The sequence below is a fragment of the Amycolatopsis sp. NBC_00438 genome (assembly GCF_036026695.1).
Lineage (GTDB): Bacteria > Actinomycetota > Actinomycetes > Mycobacteriales > Pseudonocardiaceae > Amycolatopsis.
The window spans coordinates 5,170,544-5,190,786 of record NZ_CP107923.1; the positions used below are offsets into that span (position 1 = coordinate 5,170,544).

The following is a 20,243-nucleotide window of genomic DNA, read 5'->3' on the forward strand; positions in this document are numbered from 1 at the left end:
CGTGAGCACGCGAAGCGTACTGCCCGACCTGTCCGACGACGTCTGCGCGCGGCTGCGCGAGGCCTTCCGGCGCACCTCCTACGACGCCGACGGCGTGGTGGGCACCCTCGGCGGCGCCGCCCACGCGGCGCTCGGCCGCGGCGAGCCGGAACCGGCGGACCGGGCCAGCCGGGACGCGGGCGACCTCGGCACGCTGATCCGGCTGTTCCTGCTCGGCGGCACCGAACCGGAGACCGCGGTCAAGGCCGCGTTCGCGCCGCTGACACCGGAAGACGCCGCCGCGGCCGGTCTGCTGGACGCCGTCGCCGGCGGCTACCGCGCCGCCCTCGACGTCCGCCCGCACGGCGACGAGGAGGGCTCCTGGTGGGTCGTCTCCGACCTCGACGCCGACGTGCTGGGCGCCACCGTCCCCGAGGACCACGTGCTCGGCGTCGGCCACGCGTCGCTGTCGCTGATCCGCGCCACCACCCGCCGCCCGGTCGGCACCCTGCTCGACCTGGGCACCGGCAACGGCGTCCAGGCACTGCACGCGACCCGGCACGCGCGGCGCGTCACCGCCACCGACGTCTCCGCGCGGGCGCTCGCACTGGCCGCGGCGACGTTCCGGCTCAACGAGCTGGACGTCGAGCTGGTCCGCGGCGAGTGGTTCGCGCCGGTCGCGCGGCGGAAGTTCGACCAGGTCGTCTGCAATCCGCCGTTCGTGGTCGGCCCGGCGCGCGTCGACTACACCTACCGCGACTCCGGGCTGGCCGGCGACGACGCGAGCGCGCTCGTCATCCGGCAGCTGCCGGGGTTCCTGAACGACGACGGCATCGGCCAGCTGCTGGCTTCCTGGCTGCACACCGGAAAAGAGGACTGGGCCGACCGGGTGAGCCGCTGGCTGCCCGCGGAGACGGACGCCTGGTTCGTCCAGCGCGACGTCGCCGACCCGGCGCTCTACGTCGGCACGTGGCTGCGGGACGCGGGCATCGACCCGCGCTCCCCCGAAGGCCGGGCGAAGGCGGCGGCGTGGCTCGACTGGTTCGCCGCCAACGACGTCCGGGGCATCGGCTTCGGTTTCGTGACGCTGCGCCGCGCGGCCGGGCGCACCCCGACCGTCGTCTGCGAAGACCTGCGGCAGGCCTACGACGACCCGCTGGGACCGGAAGCGGCAGGCTGGCTGGACCGCGTCGAATGGCTGCGCAATTCCGGTTCGTTGCTCGATGTCCGATTTGTCGTGCCCGACACCGTTTTGCTGGAAAGCGTCGAAGAACCGGGTGACGAAGGCTGGACGACGTCGATCCGGCGGTTGCACCGCACCGACGGGCCGGGCTGGCAGCACGAGGTCGACGACCTGGCCGCGCGGCTGCTCGCGGGCTGTCGCGGCGCCCTGCCCCTGGAGGACCTCATCGAGCTGCTCGCGGCCGCCCAGGGCCTCGAAGCGGACGAACTGGCCGCCGCCGCGCTGCCCGTCGTCCGCGAGCTCGTCCGGCACGGCATGCTCGTCCCGGCGCAGCGGTGAGGGCGGTCGCGGCCCGCGTCACCCGGGCGGACGTGACGGTGGACGACGAGGTGGTCGGCGCGATCACCGAACCCGGTCTGCTTGTGCTGCTGGGAATCCACGCGGACGACGACGCCGCGAAGGCCGCGACGATGGCGCGCAAATTGCACGAGTTGCGCATCCTGCGTGACGAGGAATCATGCGCGACGGTGAATGCGCCGTTGCTCGTGGTGAGCCAGTTCACGCTCTACGGCGACACGAAGAAAGGGCGCCGGCCGTCGTGGACGCGGGCCGCGCGGCCGGAGGTCGCCGAACCGTTGGTGGAGGCCGTGGTGGCCGCGCTGCGCGACCGCGGCGCCACCGTCGCGACCGGGCGTTTCGGGGCGATGATGGCGGTATCGAGCGTCAACGACGGTCCGTTCACCGTTCTCGTAGAGGTCTAGACCACTCCGGAGCGGTTCACTTCCTGACCGAATTCTCAAGGTCTTCTCAGGTTTCGCGACCCCTGCCCACTCTCAGGAAAAGCTCAGCATTGGTGGAGCAACCGGAAGGCTTCGGCAGCCGTCTCCTTTTCAGCGAGCCGGGAACGTTTCGGGAACCCGGAGCGTTGCACCAGATGTCCAGCCAAGCCGGCCGGACCGGCGTACCGGGTTCCACAGGCCTCGGTCCGCGGGTACGCACCCGGCGTGACCCACCGCAGCACGTTCAGCCCGTGACCGGGGAGGCAGAATGTCAGTCCAGACTCTCGAACGCGAGTCGCGCGGGATTCGCGAACGTATTCCGGCTCAGACGTCCGAGGAGCCGGTGAGCGCGGGGGCGTTCGCCGAAGGCGACCTCGACGCCCCGAGCCCCGCCGCCGACCTGGTGCGTGTCTACCTCAACGGCATCGGCAAGACGGCGCTGCTGTCCGCCGCCGACGAGGTGGAGCTCGCCAAGCGCATCGAAGCCGGCGTTTTCGCCCAGCACATGCTGGACACCGGGGAGAATCTCACCTCCAAGCGGCGCACCGAGCTGTCCGCTCTGGTCCGTGACGGGCACGTGGCGAAGAACCACCTGCTCGAGGCGAACCTGCGCCTGGTCGTCTCGCTGGCCAAGCGCTACACCGGCCGGGGGATGCCGCTGCTGGACCTGATCCAGGAGGGGAACCTGGGCCTGATCCGCGCGGTGGAGAAGTTCGACTACTCCAAGGGGTTCAAGTTCTCGACCTACGCCACCTGGTGGATCCGGCAGGCCATCACCCGGGGCATGGCCGACCAGGGCCGCACCATCCGGCTCCCGGTCCACCTGGTGGAACAGGTCAACAAGCTCGCCCGCATCAAGCGCGACCTGCACCAGCAGCTCGGGCGCGACGCGACGCACGAAGAGCTGGCCGCGGAGTCGGGCATCCCGGCCCACAAGATCTCCGACCTGCTCGACCACTCGCGTGACCCGGTAAGCCTGGACATGCCGGTGGGCGCGGAGGAGGACGCCCCGCTCGGTGACTTCATCGAGGACTCCGAGGCGACCGACGCCGAGAGCGCCGTGATCTCCGGCCTGCTGCAGGACGACCTGCGCCGCGTGCTCGCGACGCTGGACGACCGCGAGCAGTTCGTCATCCGGCTGCGCTACGGCCTGGACGACGGCCAGCCCCGCACCCTCGACCAGATCGGCAAGCACTTCGGGCTGTCCCGCGAGCGCGTCCGCCAGATCGAGCGCGAGGTCATGTCCAAGCTCCGCCAGGGCGAGCGCGCGGACCGGCTCCGCGCCTACGCCAGCTGATCCGCTCTCCGACGGGGCGGGCGCGCACACTGTGCGTGCCCGCCCCGTTTTTGTGTGCGTTACCGCAGTTCAGGACCGCGAACGGAAAATAAGCCACGAACCCGGGGTTTCGGCCCAACATGACGTGGGTAGCAACCCTCGGCGACACCCGTTCGGCCGGATTGACTTATGACCTACGTCACGCCACTGTCGGGTGAAGGCCGGTGGGGTCACGGCGTCAAGCCTCGCGACCGGGTGTGCACGCATCCGGGAGCGTTCCCCGGGAGGTCGGGTCCGTCGGGGTGGACCCGGCCTCCCGACCAAACCTCCGGCACCGCGCACCCAGCCGGCCGGCTCACCCAGCCGGCCAGTCGCGTCGCGCGCTCAGCCGGCCAGTCACTTCGCACACTCAGCCAGTCGGCTCGTGTAGCCAGACGGTCATCTCGCTTACCCAGCCCCGCCGGCCACGCCCAGCCGGTCGCTTCGCGCACCCCAGCCCGCTGGCTCACGCACCCAGCCTGTCGCCTCGCTTACCCAGCCCGCCGGCCACGCACCCCGGCCAGTCGCTTCGCGCACCCCAGCCCGCTGGCTCACGCACCCAGCCTGTCGCTTACCCGGCCAGTCGCCCAGCCCGCCGGCTCACGCACCCAGCCCCGGTCTCCTCGCGTACCCAGACGGTCGCCTCACACCCCACGCCGACGGCCCTTACCCAGCCGGTCGGCTCGCCCTGCCGGATCCGGCTTTCCACAGGTCCGCCGTGATGTGGACAACCAGGCCCCGGCCGCCGCTTTCCCCGGCTTTCGTCGGGCACCCCCGATAAACTGGACAAGGGCACGCCCCCCAGGGAGGGTGGGGGCGCGGCCGGGGCGGGTGGGGTGCTTCACAGTGGCCGGACGCCTCTGGGGCGTGGGTGCCGCGGGTGCGTAGGGTGGACCGATCCCGGAGCTGGCAAAGGAGCCTGGCAGTGCCGTCCACCACTTTTCAGCACACCGAAGTCCTCCCGCTGGGCAAGGACACCACCACGGAGTACCGGCTGGTCACCGACGAAGGCGTCGAGACCTTCGAAGCCGCCGGGCGGAAGTTCCTGAAGATCGACCCCGCGGCGCTGACCACCCTCGCGCGCACGGCCATCACCGACATCCAGCACCTGTTGCGCACGTCACACCTGACGCAGCTGCGCGCCATCGTCGACGATCCCGAGGCGAGCGGCAACGACCGGTTCGTCGCCATGGACCTGCTCCGCAACGCCGCCATCTCGGCCGGCGGGGTGCTGCCCATGTGCCAGGACACCGGCACCGCGATCGTCATCGGCAAGCGCGGCGAAGGCGTCCTCACCGGCGGTGACGACGAGCGTGCCCTCTCGCAGGGCATCTACGACGCCTACCAGCAGCTCAACCTGCGGTACTCGCAGATGGCGCCGGTCAACTTCTGGGACGAGCGCAACACCGGCACGAACCTGCCGGCGCAGGTCGAGCTCTACCACAAGGACGGCCAGGGCGACCCGGCCTACGAGTTCCTGTTCATGGCCAAGGGCGGCGGCAGCGCCAACAAGACGTTCCTGTACCAGGAAACGAAAGCCGTCCTGAACCCGAAGCGGCTCGCCCGGTTCCTCGACGAGAAGCTGCGCAGCCTCGGCACCGCGGCCTGCCCGCCGTACCACCTCGCGATCGTCGTCGGCGGTATGTCCGCCGAGTTCAACCTGAAGGTCGCGAAGCTCGCCTCCGCGCGCTACCTCGACAACCTCCCGCAGGAGGGCTCCGAGCTCGGCCACGCCTTCCGCGATCCGAGCCTCGAGCAGCAGGTCCTGGAGATGACGCGCCAGTTCGGCATCGGCGCGCAGTTCGGCGGGAAGTACTTCTGCCACGACGTCCGCGTCATCCGGCTCCCCCGCCACGGCGCGTCGTGCCCCGTCGGCATCGCCGTGAGCTGCTCCGCCGACCGGCAGGCGAAGGCCAAGATCACCGCCGACGGCGTGTTCATCGAGCAGCTCGAGCGCGACCCGGCCCGCTTCCTGCCCGAGGTCACCGAGGAGGACCTCTCCGACGACGTCGTGTCCGTCGACCTCAACCGGCCGATGGCCGAGATCCGCGCCCAGCTCTCGCAGCTGCCGGTGAAGACCCGGCTTTCGCTGTCCGGGCCGCTGGTCGTCGCCCGCGACATCGCGCACGCGAAGATCGCCGAGCGTCTCGACGCCGGCGAGGAGATGCCGGAGTACCTGAAGAACCACCCGGTCTACTACGCGGGCCCGGCGAAGACGCCGGAGGGCTACGCGTCCGGCTCGTTCGGGCCCACCACGGCCGGGCGGATGGACTCCTACGTCGCGCAGTTCCAAGCCGCCGGCGGCTCGCTTGTCATGCTGGCCAAGGGAAATCGCTCGAAGCAGGTGACGTCGGCGTGCGAGGAGCACGGCGGTTTCTACCTCGGGTCGATCGGTGGCCCGGCCGCGCGGCTGGCGCAGGACTGCATCAAGAAGGTCGACGTCCTCGAGTACGCCGAGCTCGGCATGGAAGCCGTCTGGAAGATCGAGGTCGAGGACTTCCCCGCGTTCATCGTCATCGACGACAAGGGCAACGACTTCTTCGCCAGCACCGGCGATCCGGTGCTGCAGATCAGCTTCCGCTGAAATACCACACAGCGCCCCCTTCGGCCGTCCACAGTGGCCGATGGGGGCGCTGTCGGGTGATCAGGGCGGGGAAGGGAGCACCAGCCCGCCGCCAGTGCTCCCCTCCTTCCCTGCTCCCTCAGCCGACGCGCTCGATCCGCGCACGCCGGATGAGGAACTTTCCGGGTTCCCGAACCTGTTCGAAGGCCGCGTTGTTGAGCAGCGCGCAGCTGCCCGACACCGACGTCACCGTCACGGTGGTGGACTTCGAGTTGTCGAGGTTCGTCACCTTCAGCTTGGTCCCCGCGGGGAACTGGTTGCTCGACGCCGCCGGCGCGCCGGCCTCGCCCGAGAGCGTCACGGTCGAGCCGGGGCACACCACGTCACCCGTCGCGGCACCGTTCTGGTTCTGCTGCTGCGCCGGGGCCTGCTGGGCGGGCGCCTGCTGCGCGGGCGCCTGGGCCGGAGCCTGCTGGACCGGCGCCGCCTGGCCGTTGTTCGCGACGACGTTCGCGGTGCATTCCGCGACGACCCGTCGTTGCTGGATGAGGTCCACCACCGCCTGGCGGTTGGCGATCCTCGCGGCCGACTGCGCGTCCGGGTTCGCCTGCTGCCCGGCGATGAAGTCCAGGTTGTTCTGCAGCGCGGTGTCGAGTCCCGCGCAGTTCTCCTTGGGCGCTTCGGCCGCGTTGCTCGCGGGGCTGCTCAGCGCGATCGCGGCCGCGGTTACGCCGGAAACGCCCAGCAACGCGGCCAAGCCGATGGTCGCTCGCTTGCGGTGCCGACCACTAGTCAACCGGGGCATGTTCCGTTCCTCTCTGATCACCACCTCATCCGGGAATACGGCCCGGTAACGAAGGTGGTTCACCGGGATGCGGGACTTTTTCGGCCTAGTTGCCCGAAGCCGAGGTCACGGGCTCGCCGAGGTGGTCCGGACCACTGACGCGCGCGGCGGTCGCCAGGGCCCACCGGCCGGTGGTGACGAGCCCCAGCACGAACACCAGCACCCCGCAGCCGGCGATGATCACCCAGCCGGTGCGGCCCGTCCCGGGCGGCAGTCCCTCGCTCGCGGCGACGACCACGCCGATCACCGCCACCCCCAGGGAGATCCCGACCTGGCGGCTGGTCGAGGCGACGGCCGCGGCGAGCCCGGCGCGGTCCCGCGGCATGCCCGACACCGCGGCGTTCGTGATCGGCGCGTTGAGCATGCCGAACCCGGCGCCGAAGCACACGTAACCCAGTATCAGCACGGAGATCGGGGTGGTCGGGCTGATCCCGGAAAGCACGATCCCGGAGGCCGCGATCCCCGCCCCGGCGACGAGCAGCGGCAGCCGTGGCCCGCGGGCGCCGACGAGACGGCCGGACAGCGGCGCGAACACCGCCGTCACCACCGCCATCGGCAGGGTCAGCAGACCGGCGTCCAGCGCGGACAGTCCGCGGGCGTCCTGCAGGTAGAGCGAGTTGAGGAACAGGAACCCTGACAGCGCCGCGAGCCCGGTGACGGCGGTCAGCGTGGCGCCGGAGAACGGCACGCTGCGGAAGAACTTCAGGTCCAGCAACGGATCCCGGCGACGCCGTTCGTAGGGCAGCAGCACGGCCAGCGCCACCGCGGCGATGACGAAGCAGCCGACGATCTCCGGGGAGCCCCAGCCGGCGCCGCGCCCTTCGATGATCCCGTAGATGAGCGACGCCAGCAGGACGATGACCAGCAGCTGACCCACCGGGTCGAGCCGGCGCGGGTGCGGGGACCGCGACTCCGGCACGAACAACGCCGTCAGCACGATCGCGGCGATCCCGACCGGGACGTTGATCCAGAAGATCGAGCGCCAGCCCGCCCAGCCGACGAGCGCGCCGCCGAGCACCGGCCCGACGGCCATGCTCAGCCCGACGACCCCGGCCCAGACGCCGATCGCGCGGGCGCGTTCGCGGGGCTCGGTGAAGATGTTGGTGACGATGGACAGCGCGACCGGGTTGAGCATCGAGCCGCCGATCGCCTGCAGCGCGCGGAACGCGACGAGCGAGCCGATGTTCGGCGCGATCCCGCAGAGCAGCGAGCCGAGGCTGAACAGGGCCAGGCCGGTCTGGAACGTCCGGCGGCGGCCGATGCGGTCGGCCGTCGAGCCCGACAGCATGAGCAGGCTGGCCAGCACGAGGGTGTACGCGTCGATCGTCCACTGCAGACTGGACACCGAGGCGCCCAGTTCCCGCCGGATCGACGGCAGCGCGAGGTTCACGATCGTGTTGTCGAGCCCGACGATGAACAGGCTCATGCAGCAGACGGCGAGGACCACCCGCCGCCGGACCGGCTGTGGCACGCCGCACCCCGCTCAGTTGTCAGCGACAATACTTAGCACTGTACAACTAATTTTTCGCGGGGCCGGGTGACCCGAACCACGCCGTCAGCCCGGGAACAGCTCCGTGAGCCGGGCCAGCGTCTTCTCGATGCCCTGGGTGTTCTTGCGCGGGAACGGGCTGAGGCTGATGGCGAGCGGGAACTTCGCCGTCGACCAGTCGAACGTCTCGGTGACCTCGGTGCGGCCGCCGTCGAGGGGTTCGAGGCGCCAGCGCCAGCGGTGGCCGTTGAAGTGGCGCCAGGCGATCAGGCGGCCTTCTTCGTACTCGACCACGGTGTTGAGGACCTTGTAGGACGCGCCCATCTTCATGTCCATGCCGAACTTCGTGCCGAGCACGAGCCGGTCCGGGCCTCCCGGCTGGGGGGCCCGGACCGTCCCGGATCCGTCGATGAGCGGGTGCTGGGCCGGATCGGCCAGGAGCCCGAAGATCTTCTCCGGGGTCGTGGCGACGATCGTGGTGCGTGAGACCTGACGGCTTCCCATCACCCGAGCCTAGATCATTTGGTCGTCTTCAGGACGACCGTGCGCTGGTCGAGCGGCGCGGCCAGCGCCACGGAGATCACCGGGAACCGGATGTCCATCGTGCACATCTGGCCGGTCTGCGCCTTCGTCTCGCTCAGGTTGACCACGACGCGGTCGCCGGCCTGCTCGGTCGCCTCGCCGAGGGCGTGGCCGCAGCCGCCCTCCTGGGCGCGGATGTTGAGGATCGTGCCGCCGTTGGCCGTCCACACCTCGTGCGGGTAGTCGGCGGGCAGCGCCGCCGCGTCGACCTTGTTCGGCGGCACCGGGGTACTGCCTTCGGGCACGGTGAGCCGGGGTTTGCCGGGCGGGTTCGCCGAGGGCGACGTCGGCAGCACCGACTCGCTCGGCGACGTCGAAACGCTGCCGGAGGGTGCTGCGGAGTCGCCCCCGGAAGCGGGCTGGCTGATGGGCATGTCCTGGCCGGCGCAGGCCGTCGCCATGAGGAGGATCGCGCCTGTCCCGACCACCTTCGCTAAGTACCTCATGCGTCCAGGACGGAACGCGGGCGGCGCGGGGTTGCACGAAGATCGATGACAAATACGGAAGTACGTACTAATGTAGTGCTTCATCATGAAGGACGTAGATTTCTCCCGGGATCCGGCCGACCGGTTGTTCGACCCGAAGGTCCGGACGGCGCTCGCCGAGTTCGCCGTCGACGACGACCTCGGCCCGCTGGAAGCGGCCGCGGCCGTCCGGACGGCCGCGCGCGGCCTGGATTGGCTGCGCTCGCACGGGACGGACAGCCGCGGGCTGAGCCCGGGCGCGCTGGACATCCTGATCCGGATCAGCGGAAGTGAAGCCGGGGTCAGCATCAAGGACCTGGCCGGCGCCGCCGGGGTGAGCTCGCGGAACGTGACCGGCCTGGTCGACACGCTCGAGCGGGGCGGACTCGCGGAGCGCGTCCCCGCCCCGGCGGACCGGCGGTCCGTGCTCGCCCGGATCACCCCGGCCGGGCGGACGTGGCTCGAGGAGTTCCGGCGGCCGTCCCAGGCGGCCATGGCGGCCGTCTTCCGCGGGTTCACCCCCGGCGAAACCGCGCTGTTGCGGCACTTGTGCCTGCGTGTCGTGGAAAACCAGCACCACTTGGCCCGCTACCTGGAGGACCGACCATGACGACCCGTGAGACCGTTCAGGCCTACCACCGGGCGAGATTCGCCGGCGACGTGCCCGCCGCGGCCGCCCGCCTCACCGGCACGTTCACCTTCGAGAGCCCCCTGCTCAGCGCCGACGCCGACGGTCACCTGGCCGGGCTCGCCGGCTTCCTCCGGGTGGTCTCGGGCGTGGAGATGATCAGCGAGCTGTACGGCGAGTCGGAAGCCACGCTCGTCTACGACGTGCACACCGCGACGCCGGTGGGCACCCAGCGCACGGCGGAGCACTTCCGCCTGCGTGACGGCCGGATCGAGGCCATCACGCTGATCTTCGACGCCACCCGCTGGCACCCGCTCATGGCCGCGGCCCCTCACCCCGCGTGACCCAAAGCCGCCACTTTCGCTAGGAAAGATGCGAGTTTGCGCGGGGTGAGGGGACACGTTCGTGGGGGTGTGGTGCTTTCGGGTGATGTCGGAGCTCAGCCTTGGCGGAGGACGACCGTGCGCGTGCCGAGGGGTGCGGCCAGCGTCAGCGGGATGCTGATCTCCTTGATGTAGTCCGGGCACATCTGGCCCTTCGTCCCGGACGTCACCGTGATCAGCACGACCACCTGCGCCGCGTTCTGGTCGCCGACCCGGGCCGAGACGCGGCGGCAGCCGCCCTCCTCGGCGCCCAGGACCACCGTCTTGCCGTCCAGGCTGCGGGTCAGCGTGCGGGGGTAACCCTCCGGCAGGCCGCGCGCGTCGACCTGGGTCTCGGCGATGACGTCGTCACCCGGGGCGATGCCCTGCGTCGGGCGGCCGACCGTGCCCGGGGGCGGCGGGTCGAACGTCGGCGTCACCGTGCCCGGCACCGTCGGTGCCGTCGTGGGCGTCTCCGGCCCGGTGCTGCTCGCCGGCGGAGCCGAAGAAGCCGAGGAGGCCGACGGGGCCCCGGCACCGGTCGAAGAAGACCCGCACGCCGTCAGCGTGACCAGCAGCAGGCCCGTCCCCAGCAGTTTCACCGCGTTGCGCATACCTCCAGGACGGAACGCGGGCCCTTCCGGTTGCACCGCGCCCGGAACGTCACCGATGGGCGGCTCGTCCCCGGACCAGGCCCAGCAGGCTGACCCCCACCAGCGTCACCACCAGCAACAGGACCGTCGCCGCCGAAGCCAGGAACACCTGGCCGCGGTCGGTCAGCGCGAAGATGCTCGCCGGGAGCGTGCGCCAGTCCGGCGGGTACAGCATCATCGTCGCGCCCAGCTCGCCCATCGACATCGCCAGCGCGAGGCTCGCCGACGCCGTCATCGCCGGCAGCAGCACCGGGACGCGCACCCGCAGCAGCACCCGCACCGGCGACGCGCCGAGCGACGCCGCGGCCTGCGCGAGCTGCGGGTCGACGCGGGACAGCGCCGCCGAGACCGTGCTGTAGGCGAACGGCAGCAGGATCAGCAGGTGCCCGAGCAGCACGATCCAGCGGGTGCCGTTGAACGCCAGCGGCGGCCGGCTGAACGCGATCAGCAGCGCGAGGCCGAGCACCACCGACGGCACCGCGATCGGCAGGTAGAACACCGTGTCGGTGAGCCGCCGCAGCCGCCTCGGCGCGGTTTCCGCCGCCAGCGCGGCCCACGTGCCGAGCAGTACGGCCGCCGCCCCCGCGATCACCCCTGTCTGGATGCTCACCGACAGGCTCGCGAACGTCTCCCCCGACAACGCCTCGGTGTAGTGGCCGAGGGTGAACCCGCCCGGCAGCACGCCGGTCCACTGCCCGGCGAACGACGCGAGCACGATCATCACCAGCGGCGCCGCGACGACCACCGCGAACAGCACGCCGAACACCAGCCACAGCAGCGCTTTGCTACGCCGCGTCCACAGCAGCACCGCGGCTCCTTCCGCCCAAGACCCGGTAACTCCCGTACAGCAGCAGGGAAATCGCGACGTCGACCAGCGCGACGACATTCGCCGCCGGGAAGTCGAACGTGACGATCCCCTTGCCGTACACCAGCATCGGCAGCGTCGTGACGCCCTTCGCGCCGAGGAACAGCACAATGCCGAACTCGTTCAGCGCGAGCAGCAACGTCAGGCACGCGCCCGAGGCCAGCGACGGCAGTGCCGCGGGCAGCACCACCCGCCACAGCACCCGGCCGGGTCGCGCACCCAGCGCCGCCGCGACGTCCAGCTGCACGCCCGGGACCTGGCTGAACGCCGCGAGCGCCGGACGCATCACGAACGGCGTGTAGAAGGTGATCTCGGCCAGCAGCACACCCCACGGCGAGTACAGGAACCCGCCGGCGCCGAACACACCCGCGTTGCCGTAGAGGAACGTGAACGCCAGCGCGATGAGGAACGACGGGAACGCGAGCACGGTGTCGACCAGCCGCGACAGCGTCCGCGCCCCGGGGAACGGGACGAACGCGACGACGAGGGCGAAGAACGTGCCGAGCAGCACGCAGCCGGCGGTCGCGCCCAGGGCGAGCAGCACCGTCTGCCACGCCGCGTCCCGGAACTCCGCCGAGCCGAGCACTTCAGCCCACTTCGCCAGGCCGACGCCGTCGTCCGTGGACAGGGACTGCCCGGCCACCAGGACCAGCGGGTAACCGAAGAAGACGGCCACGACCACCAGCGGCGGCAGCAGCCAGAGCCCACGGCCGCGCCGTGCGGAAGCCCGCCGCGGCGCCGGGGCCACCGTGACTTCGAGCGCGAGGCCGGTCATGCGCCGACCCCGACCAGCGGGCAACCGTCCGGAATGGACACTCCCACCGGGGTGCCCACCGCCAGGCCGGCGACGTCCGGGACCTCGGCGCGGATCGTGCCGCCGGTCGCCTCGAGTTCCAGGTCGAGGCGGTAGCCGGTGCCGCGCCACTGAACCGCCCGGACCAGCGCCGGGAGCGTGTCCGCGCCGGGTTCGCCGACGCCGACGCGGTGCGGGCGCACACCCAGCGCCACCGGCTGCCCGGGGCTCAGCGCGCCGGTCGGCTCGGCGGTCAGCACGCGCGCGCCGAGCCGGACGGTCGACGGCGTCCCGGCGTGGACCACCTCGACCGGGATCAGGTTGGCCGCGCCGAGGAAGCTCGCGGTGAACCCGTCGGCCGGGCGGCGGTAGAGCTGCTCGCACGGGCCGGTCTCGACCAGCCGGGAGTCGCGCATGACGGCGATCCGGTCGGCCAGCGCGAGGGCCTCACCCTGGTCGTGGGTGACGTAGACGAGCGTCGTGTCCGGCAGTTCGGCGCGCAGCCGCAGCAGCTCCGCGATCATGTCCTCGCGCAGCGCGGCGTCCAACGCGGACAGCGGCTCGTCGAGCAGCAGGACGTCCGGCCGGATGGCCAGCGCCCGGGCGAGCGCGACGCGCTGCTGCTGCCCGCCGGACAGCTCGCGCGGGTACCGCCGGGCGTAGGCGCCCATGCCGACGAGGTCGAGGACTTCGGCGACCCGCGACGCGACCTCGGCACGCGGAGCCCGCCTCGCGTTCAGTCCGAAAGCAACGTTCGCGGCGACGCGCAGGTGCGGGAACAGCGCGTAACTCTGCACGACGACGCCGAGCCCGCGCCGGTGCGGCGGCAGGTCGGTGACGTCCTGCCCGGCCAGGAACACCCGCCCGGAGCTGGGCCGCACGAACCCCGCGAGGGCCTTGAGCGCCGTCGACTTGCCCGAGCCGGACGGCCCGAGCAGGGCCAGGGTCTCGCCGCGGGCCACGGCAAGGCTCAACGAGTCCAGCGCCGTCATCCGTCCGAAGTGGACAGAGACGTCGCGGAACTCGACCGCCGGGGTCATCGCTCGACGGCCTTCTTGTACGCGGCCAGGTCGGCGTCCAGCTTGCCGAGCACCGCGGCCCAGTCCGGGTGCCAGATCTCGACACCCTGCAGCGCGGCCTTGATCTTGTCCGCGTTCGGGCCGGTGGCGGTGACGTCGGCGCGGGCCGGGATGCCGAACGCGTCGGCGGTCTTGGCCTGGACCTGCGGCGAGAACAGGAAGTCGAGGAGCTTCCTCGCCTCGTCCGCGTGCGGCGCGTTGGTGACGAGACCGGCGTAGTAGGGCAGCGCGAACGTCGAGCGCCGGCCCTGGGCGTCGGCCGGGAAGAAGACGTCGAAGCCGCCGCTCTCGGCGATCTCGGCGAGGTTCATCTGGAGGTCGCCGTTGGCCACCAGCAGCTCGCCCTTGGCCACCTTCGGCTGCAGCTTGCCGGTGGACGACGACGGCCCGGCGTTGTTCGCCTCGAGCCTGCCGAGGTAGTCGAGCGCGCCCTGCTCGCCCAGTACGTGCTGCAGCTGCAGCAGGACCGCGGTGCCGTCACCGGCCTCGCCGGGCGTCGAGTACTGGACCTTGCCCTTGAGCTTCGGGTCGAGCAGGTCGTCCCAGGTCTTCGGGGTGGCACCCGGGTTGTGGATGAAGCTGAGGTAGTTGTTCATCATCGCGAAATAGCGGCCCTGCGGGTCCTTGTCCGTCACTTGGTCCGCGCCCGGCGGGGTGTACGGCTGGAGGAGCCCGGCGACGCGCTGGACGAACGGCGGCAGCGTGACGAGGACGTCGGCCTTCGTGTTGGCCTTCTCCTTCTCGACACGCGAGGCGACCTCGCCGGAGCCGGCTGTCACGGCTTCGACGGTGATGCCGGTCTGCTGCTCGAACTCGGCGAACCGGGCGGTGTACCAGTCTTCCAGTCCGTCCACTGTGTACACGGTGACGGTCTTGCCGCCGGCGGACGCGGCGCCGGTGCCACCGCAGGCGGCGAGCAGTCCGGTCAGCGCCACGGCGAGCACGGCGATGGTCTTTCTCATCGGGTTTCTCCTAGTACAGCGGGAAGGTCACGGACGGAGTCGAGGACATGGGTGGCGCCGAGGAGGTCTTCGCGGCGGCCCGCGCCGGTGAGGACACCCGCGACGACCGACGCGCCCGCGCGGAGTCCACACAGGACGTCGGACGCGGTGTCGCCGACGACGGCGACGTGGCGTACGTCGGTGACTTCGAGCCGCATGGCGGCGGTGAGGACGAGATCGGGGAACGGGCGGCCGCGGACGCCGTCGCCCGGAGCGAGCGCGAGGTCGGCGAGGTCGCGCCAGCCGAGCGCGTCGAGGATGGCCTGCTGGGTCGCCGGGGCGAAACCGGTGGTGAAGGCGACCTTGACGCCCTTCTCGCGCAGGTCGCGGACGACGTCTTCGGCGCCGTCGATCGGGGTGCACGCGCCGCCGCGCACGAGGTCGCCGTACGCGCTTTCGAACGCGGCATTGGCTTGCTGCGCGCGGGTTTCGTCGTCGAGCAGGGCGCGGAAGACGGTGATCTTCGACTGCCCCATGGTGTCGAGGACGTACTGGAGCATGTCCGGGTAGCGCTCGTCGGGTACGCCGACGGCGCGGATGGCTTCGGTGAAGGCCCGCACCACGAGGCCGTCGTCGGCGACGGTCGTGCCGGCCATGTCGAGGACGACGAGTTCGGTGGTCACAGGCCCAGCTCCGCGGCGGTGTCTTCGGCGATGGCGGGGGCGCAGGTCATGCCGCGGCCGCCCGGCCCGGTGACGAGGAAAGCGTTGTCCGCGACGCGTTCCCGGTGCACGATCCGGCCGGTGTCGGTGGTCTGCGCGTAGACGCCGGCCCAGCGGCGCCGGATGCGCGGCAGCGGCCTTCCGAGCAGCGCGGACGCGACGTCGGTGAGGTGCTCGTAGGGGTCTTCGGTGACGTCGAAGGTGAAGGGCTCGTCGTACTCGTGGGTGTCGCCGATCGTCAGGGAGCCGTCGAGCCGCTGGACGAGCAGCAACTGCATGCGGTGGTGTGCGGCGACGTCCCCCTGTGGCTGCGTTGCCGCCAGCGTGCCGAGGGCCGGACCGCGGTAGGCGGGGTAGTAGCGGAAGCTGTCACCGTCGGCGACGCTCGTGGTCAGCTCCTCGCCGAGCGGCTCGGTCTGCGCCATCTGCAGCCGGACCTTGCGCACGGGCGGGCGGCCGGCCAGCTCGCGCACGAGCCCGCCGGTCCACGCGCCGGTGCAGAAGACGACGACGTCACCGTCGTGCCGCTCACCCCGGTCGTCGACGACGCCGGTGGCGCTCAGGTGCCGGACCTCCCGGCCGGGCCGCCAGGTGTAGCGGCCACTGCGCTCGAGTTCGGCACGCAGGGCGGGCTGGGCGACGCGGGGTTCGACGGCGGCGTCGCGCTCGCACCGGAGCGCGCCGAGGAAGTCCCCGCGCAGGGCCGGATTCAGGTTTTTCGTCTCGGTGGCGTCGAGCAGCTTGTACCCGCGGTCGGCGGCCTCGGCGCTCGCGGCGCTCTCCTGCGCCACGGCGAGTTCGGCTTCGGTCCGGACGACGGTCAGCGAGCCGTTCGCACGGAAGCCGAGGGCCGGAACACGCTCGCCGATCCGTTCCCACAGCCGCCGAGCCCGCAGCGCGGTGTCCAGTTCGGCGCCGGTGGCCCGGCCCCCGACCCAGACGAGACCGAAGTTGCGCACGGACGCGCCCCGGGCCTCGGGTTCCCGTTCGAGCTGAACGACGTCGTGGCCGCGCTCGACGGCCTGCCAGGCGTGCAGCGTGCCGAGCACGCCACCGCCCACGATGAGGATTCGCACGCCGCACACGCTCGCGGCCACGCGCCAACGGCGCCTGACCCGACGGCGAACGGAGCGTGAAGCGCCATCGAATATTGGACCGGATGAGTTACCGTTCCGTTATCACGCTAGCCCGGAGGGCCACGCACCAGCGAGCGCCGGGAGATGCCGAGCAGCCGCGTCAGGCTCACCGGAGGGAACAACACGCGAGCCGGTTGTCCACAGCCAGGCCGTGATGTGGACAGCGAGGCCCAGCAGCGCACATTTCCGGCTTCTCGTCGGATGCCCCCGATACGATGGACGGGGGACGCCCCCCGGAGAGGGTGGGGGACGCTCTAGGGGGCGCGGCGGCCGCGAACTCGCGTGAGTGCGGCCGACTTCGAACCGCGAACCTCCGCGCGGGACAGCCCCCGCCCGACGTGACAGGTCAGTCCACGCGGCAGGTCAGTCGACGCGGCCCAGGCGGGTCATGAAGCTCAGCCGGTCGCCGCGGTACAACGAGCGCACCCGCTCGAACGGCGCGCCGTCCGGGCCCCATGACACGCGGTGCATCAGCAGCATCGGCAGGGCCGGGTTCGTGCCGATCAGCAGCGCCTCGCGCGGCGTCGCGAGCACCGTCTCGACACGCTCCTCGGCGCCGTCGAAGACCACGCCGAGCCGCTCGCTCAAGCACGCGTACAGCGACTGCTCGGGGTCGAACACCTCCATCAGCGTCGGGAAACGGGACGCGAGGAGATATGTCGACTCCAAGCCGACGCGTTCCTCGTCGGCCAGCAGGACGCGCTCGATGTGGATCACTTCGGCGTCCGACGTGACCTGCAGGTCGGCCGCCAGCGCGCTGCCGGCGACGCGCCGCTCCAGCGTCACCACGTTCCGGCCGGGGCGGATGCCCTGACGCCGCAGGCCCTCGGTGTAGCTGACCAGGGCCAGTGGCTGGATGAGCTTCGGGCCCGCGACGTACGTGCCGCTCCCCTGCCGCCGGCTGAGCTTGCCTTCGAGCACCAGCTCGCCGACCGCCTGCCGCACCGTCGCGCGCGACACCTCGAACCGCTCGCACAGCTCCCGTTCGGTGGGCAGAACCGAGCCTTCGCCGAGTTCCGCGATCACCGCCAGCAGCTCGACCTTGACCGCGTAGTACCGCGGGACACGGCCGTGTTCGGGAATCCCGTCGAGCACGGGACCGTCGGCGGACAGGCGGGAATAACGCGAAGGGGCAGGCACGGAATCGACCCTATTCGCTTACGCCGACGCCGTGGTTGGCTGTGGCGCGTAACACGGCCGGCACACGGAGGATCACCCGGATGCGACCGGCCCCTTCGACCCGCGGACTCGGCCTCGCCGACGCCGTTTTCCCGGGCCTGGACTCGATGATCCGGGGCCGGCGACGCACGCCGCGGGCGCCGGGCTCTTGCCCGCGCTGCTCGTCGCTTACTGCAATGCGACATCTTCCGCGCGCCTCGCGGCGATTCACCCGGAATCCGGCGGAACCCAAGTTCACGGCCGGGAAAGGCTCGGTGAATTCTGGGTTACTCGCGGGCCGGGGATTCGTCACGGACAAGACGGCGAGCCGCGCGGTGATGGCGCTGACCGCCGTCGCGTACGCCGCGCCGGGCCTCGGGCAGCCGTGGCGGAGCCTGCTCGCGGCGGCGACGATGGGCGCCGGGCCGCTCGTCGCCTACCCGGTACCGGTGGGATCCTCGAAGCGGCCGGGCTGCTCGCCTTCGCGGGCTATTACGCGGCGGCGCGGACCCTGCGTTCGTCACGCTGGGTCGCCGTTCTCGGCATGGCGAGATGCGTGGTGCCGGCCGGCGCGGGCTACGGCGTTCGCCGGACCCGTCGGTGAGAAATCACCCAACCGCCCGAAACATCCGAAGAAAGTCGGTTGTCCGGGTGTGCGGGCACCTGGTGTAGTCGTGGGGCCGCCGTCGGCAACCGCTTCCTTTGTGGACACTGGAAGGACTGATCCCCTTGGCTCCCAAGCGCTGGTTCACCCTGCTCAGAAACGTCACCACCGCCGTAGCGGCCGTCGCCGCGGCCGCGTCGTTCGCCACCCCGGCGATCGCCACCGCCGCCCAGCCGCCGTCCACCGACGTCGTCGGCGGGACCCGGGCCGCCCAGGGCGAATTCCCGTTCATGGTGCGGCTTTCCATGGGCTGCGGCGGCGCGCTCTACACGAATCAGATCGTGCTGACGGCCGCGCACTGCGTCAGCCGGACCGGCTCGAACACGTCGATCACGGCGACCGTCGGCGTCGTCGACCTCAACAGCACGAGCGCCAAGAAGATCAAGTCGACCTACGTCTACCAGTCCCCCACCTACGGCACCTCGACCGGCGGCGACTGGGCGCTGATCAAGCTCGCGAGCCCGGTCACCGGCCTTTCGACCTTGCCGATCGCGAAGACCTCGACGTACAACACCGGCACGTTCACCGTGGCCGGCTGGGGTGCGGCGACCGAAGGCGGCGCGCAGCAGCGTTACCTGCTGAAGGCGACCGTCCCGTTCGTGGCCGACAGCACCTGCGCCGCCCAGGGCGGCAGCTACCCCGACCTGATCCCGAGCGCGGAGATCTGCGCCGGCAACCTGACCGCGGGCGGCGTCGACACCTGCCAGGGCGACTCCGGTGGCCCGATGTTCCGCCGGGACAGCGCCAACGCCTGGATCCAGGTCGGCATCGTGTCCTGGGGTGACGGCTGCGCCCGGCCGCACGCCCCCGGCGTCTACACCGAGGTGAGCACGTTCGCGTCGAAGATCGCCGCGGCCGCCGCTTCGCTGTAGCCCCAAAGCCGTGAAGGCCTCCTTACCGGCTCTTATGGCCGGTAAGGAGGCCTTCACGGCTTTCAGCGGGTCTTGTCCAAGCGGGACAGTGCGGCTTCGTAGCCGGTCACCAGGTCCGCGACGACGTCGGCGACCGGGCGGACGCCGTTCATCCGGCCGACGATCTGCCCGACCGGCATCGACACCACACTCGGGTCGCCCGCCGCGTGGATCCGGTTGTGCGCGTGGGAAACCAGCAGGTTCTGCAACGGCATCGGCAACGGCTCGGGCGCGTCCGCCGCGGCCCACGCCTCGGTCCAGCGCGTCTTCAGCAGCCGCGCCGGCTTGCCGGTGTAGATCCGCGTGCGGACGGTGTCGGACGACGTCGCCGCGACCAGCGCCTGCTGCATCGCCGCCGACTCGCCCATCGTCTGCAGGTACTCCTCGGTGGCGAGCCAGTACGAGCCCATCCAGACGCCGGACGCGCCGAGCGCGAGCGCCGCGGCGACCTGGCGCCCGGAGCCGATCCCGCCGGCGGCGAGCACCGGCACGTCGACGGCGTCGACGATCTCCGGCACCAGCACCATCGACGCGATCTCGCCGGTGTGCCCGCCGGCCTCGTAGCCCTGCGCCACCACGAAGTCGACGCCGTTCTCGACGTGCCGGACCGCGTGCTGGGCCTTCCCGGCGAGCGCGGCGACCGGGATGCCGCGGTCGTGGCACTGGGCGATGACGTCCGCCGGCGGTGAGCCGAGCGCGTTCGCGATCAGCTTGATCGGGTGGTTGAGCGCGACCTCGACGTGCGAGCGGGCGACCGAGTGCAGCCAGCCGAGCACACCCGCGCGTTCGTCGGTGTCGTCCGGCAGCGGCGGCACCGCGAGGTCGCGCAGCACGCGGTCGACGAATTCGCGGTGACCGTCCGGGATCATCTTCGCGAGGTCGACCTGGGTGCCCTCGGCGGGGATCTTCGCCGGCATCACGATGTCGACTCCGTAGGGCTTGCCGCCGGTGTTCTCGTCCATCCAGGTCAGCACCCGGTCGAGCTCGGCCGCGTCGTTGAACCGGACGCAGCCGAGCACCCCGAGCCCGCCGGCCCGGCTCAGCGCCGCGGCGACGTGCTCCGACGGCGTGAACCCGACGATCGGCAGATCGATGCCGAGCCGGTCGCACAGCGATGTCCGCACTCTGGTGTC

20 protein-coding genes and 1 pseudogene are annotated in these 20,243 nt (G+C 71.4%); 8 read left to right on the forward strand and 13 right to left on the reverse strand.

The genetic code is table 11. The features are described from left to right. Position 1: 1 nt before the first annotated feature. From OG494_RS22645 to OG494_RS22660, 4 genes are all read left to right on the forward strand, one after another. Positions 2-1,501: a DUF7782 domain-containing protein gene (locus OG494_RS22645; protein ID WP_328458801.1), complete on the forward strand. Its 1,500-nt coding sequence runs from the start codon at positions 2-4 to the stop codon at positions 1,499-1,501. Next, complete coding sequence (gene dtd, locus OG494_RS22650) at positions 1,498-1,923, forward strand: D-aminoacyl-tRNA deacylase (protein WP_328458802.1); 426 nt, start codon at positions 1,498-1,500, stop codon at positions 1,921-1,923. The genes OG494_RS22645 and dtd overlap by 4 nt, the downstream gene beginning before the upstream one ends. A 286-nt stretch (positions 1,924-2,209) precedes the next feature. After that, positions 2,210-3,238 (forward strand): sigma-70 family RNA polymerase sigma factor, encoded by a 1,029-nt coding sequence (locus tag OG494_RS22655; protein ID WP_328458803.1) that lies wholly within the window; start codon positions 2,210-2,212, stop codon positions 3,236-3,238. Between the two features lie 943 nt (positions 3,239-4,181). Further along, on the forward strand, positions 4,182-5,840 hold the full coding sequence (locus tag OG494_RS22660) for a fumarate hydratase (protein ID WP_328458804.1): 1,659 nt from the start codon (positions 4,182-4,184) through the stop codon (positions 5,838-5,840). Positions 5,841-5,958: 118 nt separating this feature from the next. Here the strand turns inward: OG494_RS22660 and OG494_RS22665 are convergent, their stop codons facing one another. From OG494_RS22665 to OG494_RS22680, 4 genes are all read right to left on the reverse strand, one after another. Continuing rightward, the gene (locus OG494_RS22665) at positions 5,959-6,624 is read right to left on the reverse strand and encodes a hypothetical protein (RefSeq protein ID WP_328458805.1); all 666 of its coding nucleotides are present in this window, start codon (positions 6,622-6,624) and stop codon (positions 5,959-5,961) included. Between the two features lie 85 nt (positions 6,625-6,709). Continuing rightward, a complete protein-coding gene (locus tag OG494_RS22670) occupies positions 6,710-8,134 on the reverse strand; it encodes a DHA2 family efflux MFS transporter permease subunit (protein WP_328458806.1) in 1,425 nt (474 codons plus the stop codon). 84 nt (positions 8,135-8,218) lie between these two features. Beyond that, positions 8,219-8,656: an SRPBCC family protein gene (locus tag OG494_RS22675; protein ID WP_328458807.1), complete on the reverse strand. Its 438-nt coding sequence runs from the start codon at positions 8,654-8,656 to the stop codon at positions 8,219-8,221. Between the two features lie 14 nt (positions 8,657-8,670). Then, positions 8,671-9,162, reverse strand: a complete 492-nt coding sequence (locus OG494_RS22680) for a hypothetical protein (RefSeq protein ID WP_442874493.1) — start codon at positions 9,160-9,162, stop codon at positions 8,671-8,673. 103 nt (positions 9,163-9,265) lie between these two features. Between OG494_RS22680 and OG494_RS22685 the strand changes: the two genes are divergently transcribed. Both OG494_RS22685 and OG494_RS22690 read left to right on the forward strand, forming a co-directional pair. Continuing rightward, positions 9,266-9,808, forward strand: a complete 543-nt coding sequence (locus OG494_RS22685) for a MarR family winged helix-turn-helix transcriptional regulator (protein ID WP_328458809.1) — start codon at positions 9,266-9,268, stop codon at positions 9,806-9,808. Continuing rightward, positions 9,805-10,170 carry a hypothetical protein gene (locus OG494_RS22690; RefSeq protein ID WP_328458810.1) on the forward strand — a complete coding sequence of 122 codons (366 nt, stop codon included), beginning with the start codon at positions 9,805-9,807 and terminating at the stop codon, positions 10,168-10,170. The genes OG494_RS22685 and OG494_RS22690 overlap by 4 nt, the downstream gene beginning before the upstream one ends. 95 nt (positions 10,171-10,265) lie before the next feature. On the opposite strand, the gene OG494_RS22695 is transcribed toward OG494_RS22690, so the two are convergent. The 8 genes from OG494_RS22695 to OG494_RS22730 form a co-directional block, all read right to left on the reverse strand. After that, positions 10,266-10,802 (reverse strand): hypothetical protein, encoded by a 537-nt coding sequence (locus OG494_RS22695; protein WP_328458811.1) that lies wholly within the window; start codon positions 10,800-10,802, stop codon positions 10,266-10,268. A gap of 49 nt (positions 10,803-10,851) precedes the next feature. Beyond that, a complete protein-coding gene (locus tag OG494_RS22700; protein ID WP_328458812.1) occupies positions 10,852-11,649 on the reverse strand; it encodes an ABC transporter permease in 798 nt (265 codons plus the stop codon). Beyond that, positions 11,627-12,481, reverse strand: coding sequence for a 2-aminoethylphosphonate ABC transporter permease subunit (locus tag OG494_RS22705; RefSeq protein WP_328458813.1), 855 nt, complete (start codon positions 12,479-12,481; stop codon positions 11,627-11,629). Before OG494_RS22705 ends, OG494_RS22700 begins: the two co-directional genes overlap by 23 nt. After that, entirely contained in the window at positions 12,478-13,539 is a 1,062-nt protein-coding gene (locus OG494_RS22710; protein WP_328458814.1) for an ABC transporter ATP-binding protein, read from the reverse strand. Before OG494_RS22710 ends, OG494_RS22705 begins: the two co-directional genes overlap by 4 nt. After that, positions 13,536-14,540: a 2-aminoethylphosphonate ABC transporter substrate-binding protein gene (locus OG494_RS22715; RefSeq protein ID WP_328458815.1), complete on the reverse strand. Its 1,005-nt coding sequence runs from the start codon at positions 14,538-14,540 to the stop codon at positions 13,536-13,538. The genes OG494_RS22710 and OG494_RS22715 overlap by 4 nt, the downstream gene beginning before the upstream one ends. Further along, entirely contained in the window at positions 14,537-15,202 is a 666-nt protein-coding gene (locus OG494_RS22720) for a phosphonatase-like hydrolase (protein WP_328458816.1), read from the reverse strand. Before OG494_RS22720 ends, OG494_RS22715 begins: the two co-directional genes overlap by 4 nt. Continuing rightward, a complete protein-coding gene (locus tag OG494_RS22725) occupies positions 15,199-16,317 on the reverse strand; it encodes a TIGR03364 family FAD-dependent oxidoreductase (protein WP_328458817.1) in 1,119 nt (372 codons plus the stop codon). The genes OG494_RS22720 and OG494_RS22725 overlap by 4 nt, the downstream gene beginning before the upstream one ends. A 423-nt stretch (positions 16,318-16,740) precedes the next feature. After that, positions 16,741-17,517, reverse strand: coding sequence for a GntR family transcriptional regulator (locus OG494_RS22730; RefSeq protein ID WP_328458818.1), 777 nt, complete (start codon positions 17,515-17,517; stop codon positions 16,741-16,743). Positions 17,518-17,597: 80 nt separating this feature from the next. Between OG494_RS22730 and OG494_RS22735 the strand changes: the two are divergent. Then, positions 17,598-18,028, forward strand: a pseudogene (locus tag OG494_RS22735) (amino acid permease); the annotation flags it as partial. 236 nt (positions 18,029-18,264) lie between these two features. Further along, positions 18,265-19,071 carry a S1 family peptidase gene (locus OG494_RS22740; protein WP_328458819.1) on the forward strand — a complete coding sequence of 269 codons (807 nt, stop codon included), beginning with the start codon at positions 18,265-18,267 and terminating at the stop codon, positions 19,069-19,071. Positions 19,072-19,133: 62 nt separating this feature from the next. On the opposite strand, the gene OG494_RS22745 is transcribed toward OG494_RS22740, so the two are convergent. Then, positions 19,134-20,234, reverse strand: a complete 1,101-nt coding sequence (locus tag OG494_RS22745; protein ID WP_328458820.1) for an NAD(P)H-dependent flavin oxidoreductase — start codon at positions 20,232-20,234, stop codon at positions 19,134-19,136. Between the last annotated feature and the right edge of the window lie 9 nt (positions 20,235-20,243).

Excerpts from the sequence above, each read along its gene's own strand:
- OG494_RS22695 (WP_328458811.1), bottom strand. The coding sequence starts at position 10,802 with ATGCGCAACGCGGTGAAACTGCTGGGGACGGGCCTGCTGCTGGTCACG.
- OG494_RS22705 (WP_328458813.1), bottom strand. The coding sequence starts at position 12,481 with ATGACCGGCCTCGCGCTCGAAGTCACGGTGGCCCCGGCGCCGCGGCGG.
- OG494_RS22690 (WP_328458810.1), top strand. The coding sequence starts at position 9,805 with ATGACGACCCGTGAGACCGTTCAGGCCTACCACCGGGCGAGATTCGCC.
- OG494_RS22665 (WP_328458805.1), bottom strand. The coding sequence starts at position 6,624 with ATGCCCCGGTTGACTAGTGGTCGGCACCGCAAGCGAGCGACCATCGGC.
- OG494_RS22715 (WP_328458815.1), bottom strand. The coding sequence starts at position 14,540 with ATGAGAAAGACCATCGCCGTGCTCGCCGTGGCGCTGACCGGACTGCTC.
- OG494_RS22685 (WP_328458809.1), top strand. The coding sequence starts at position 9,266 with ATGAAGGACGTAGATTTCTCCCGGGATCCGGCCGACCGGTTGTTCGAC.
- OG494_RS22710 (WP_328458814.1), bottom strand. The coding sequence starts at position 13,539 with ATGACCCCGGCGGTCGAGTTCCGCGACGTCTCTGTCCACTTCGGACGG.
- OG494_RS22675 (WP_328458807.1), bottom strand. The coding sequence starts at position 8,656 with ATGGGAAGCCGTCAGGTCTCACGCACCACGATCGTCGCCACGACCCCG.
- OG494_RS22655 (WP_328458803.1), top strand. The coding sequence starts at position 2,210 with ATGTCAGTCCAGACTCTCGAACGCGAGTCGCGCGGGATTCGCGAACGT.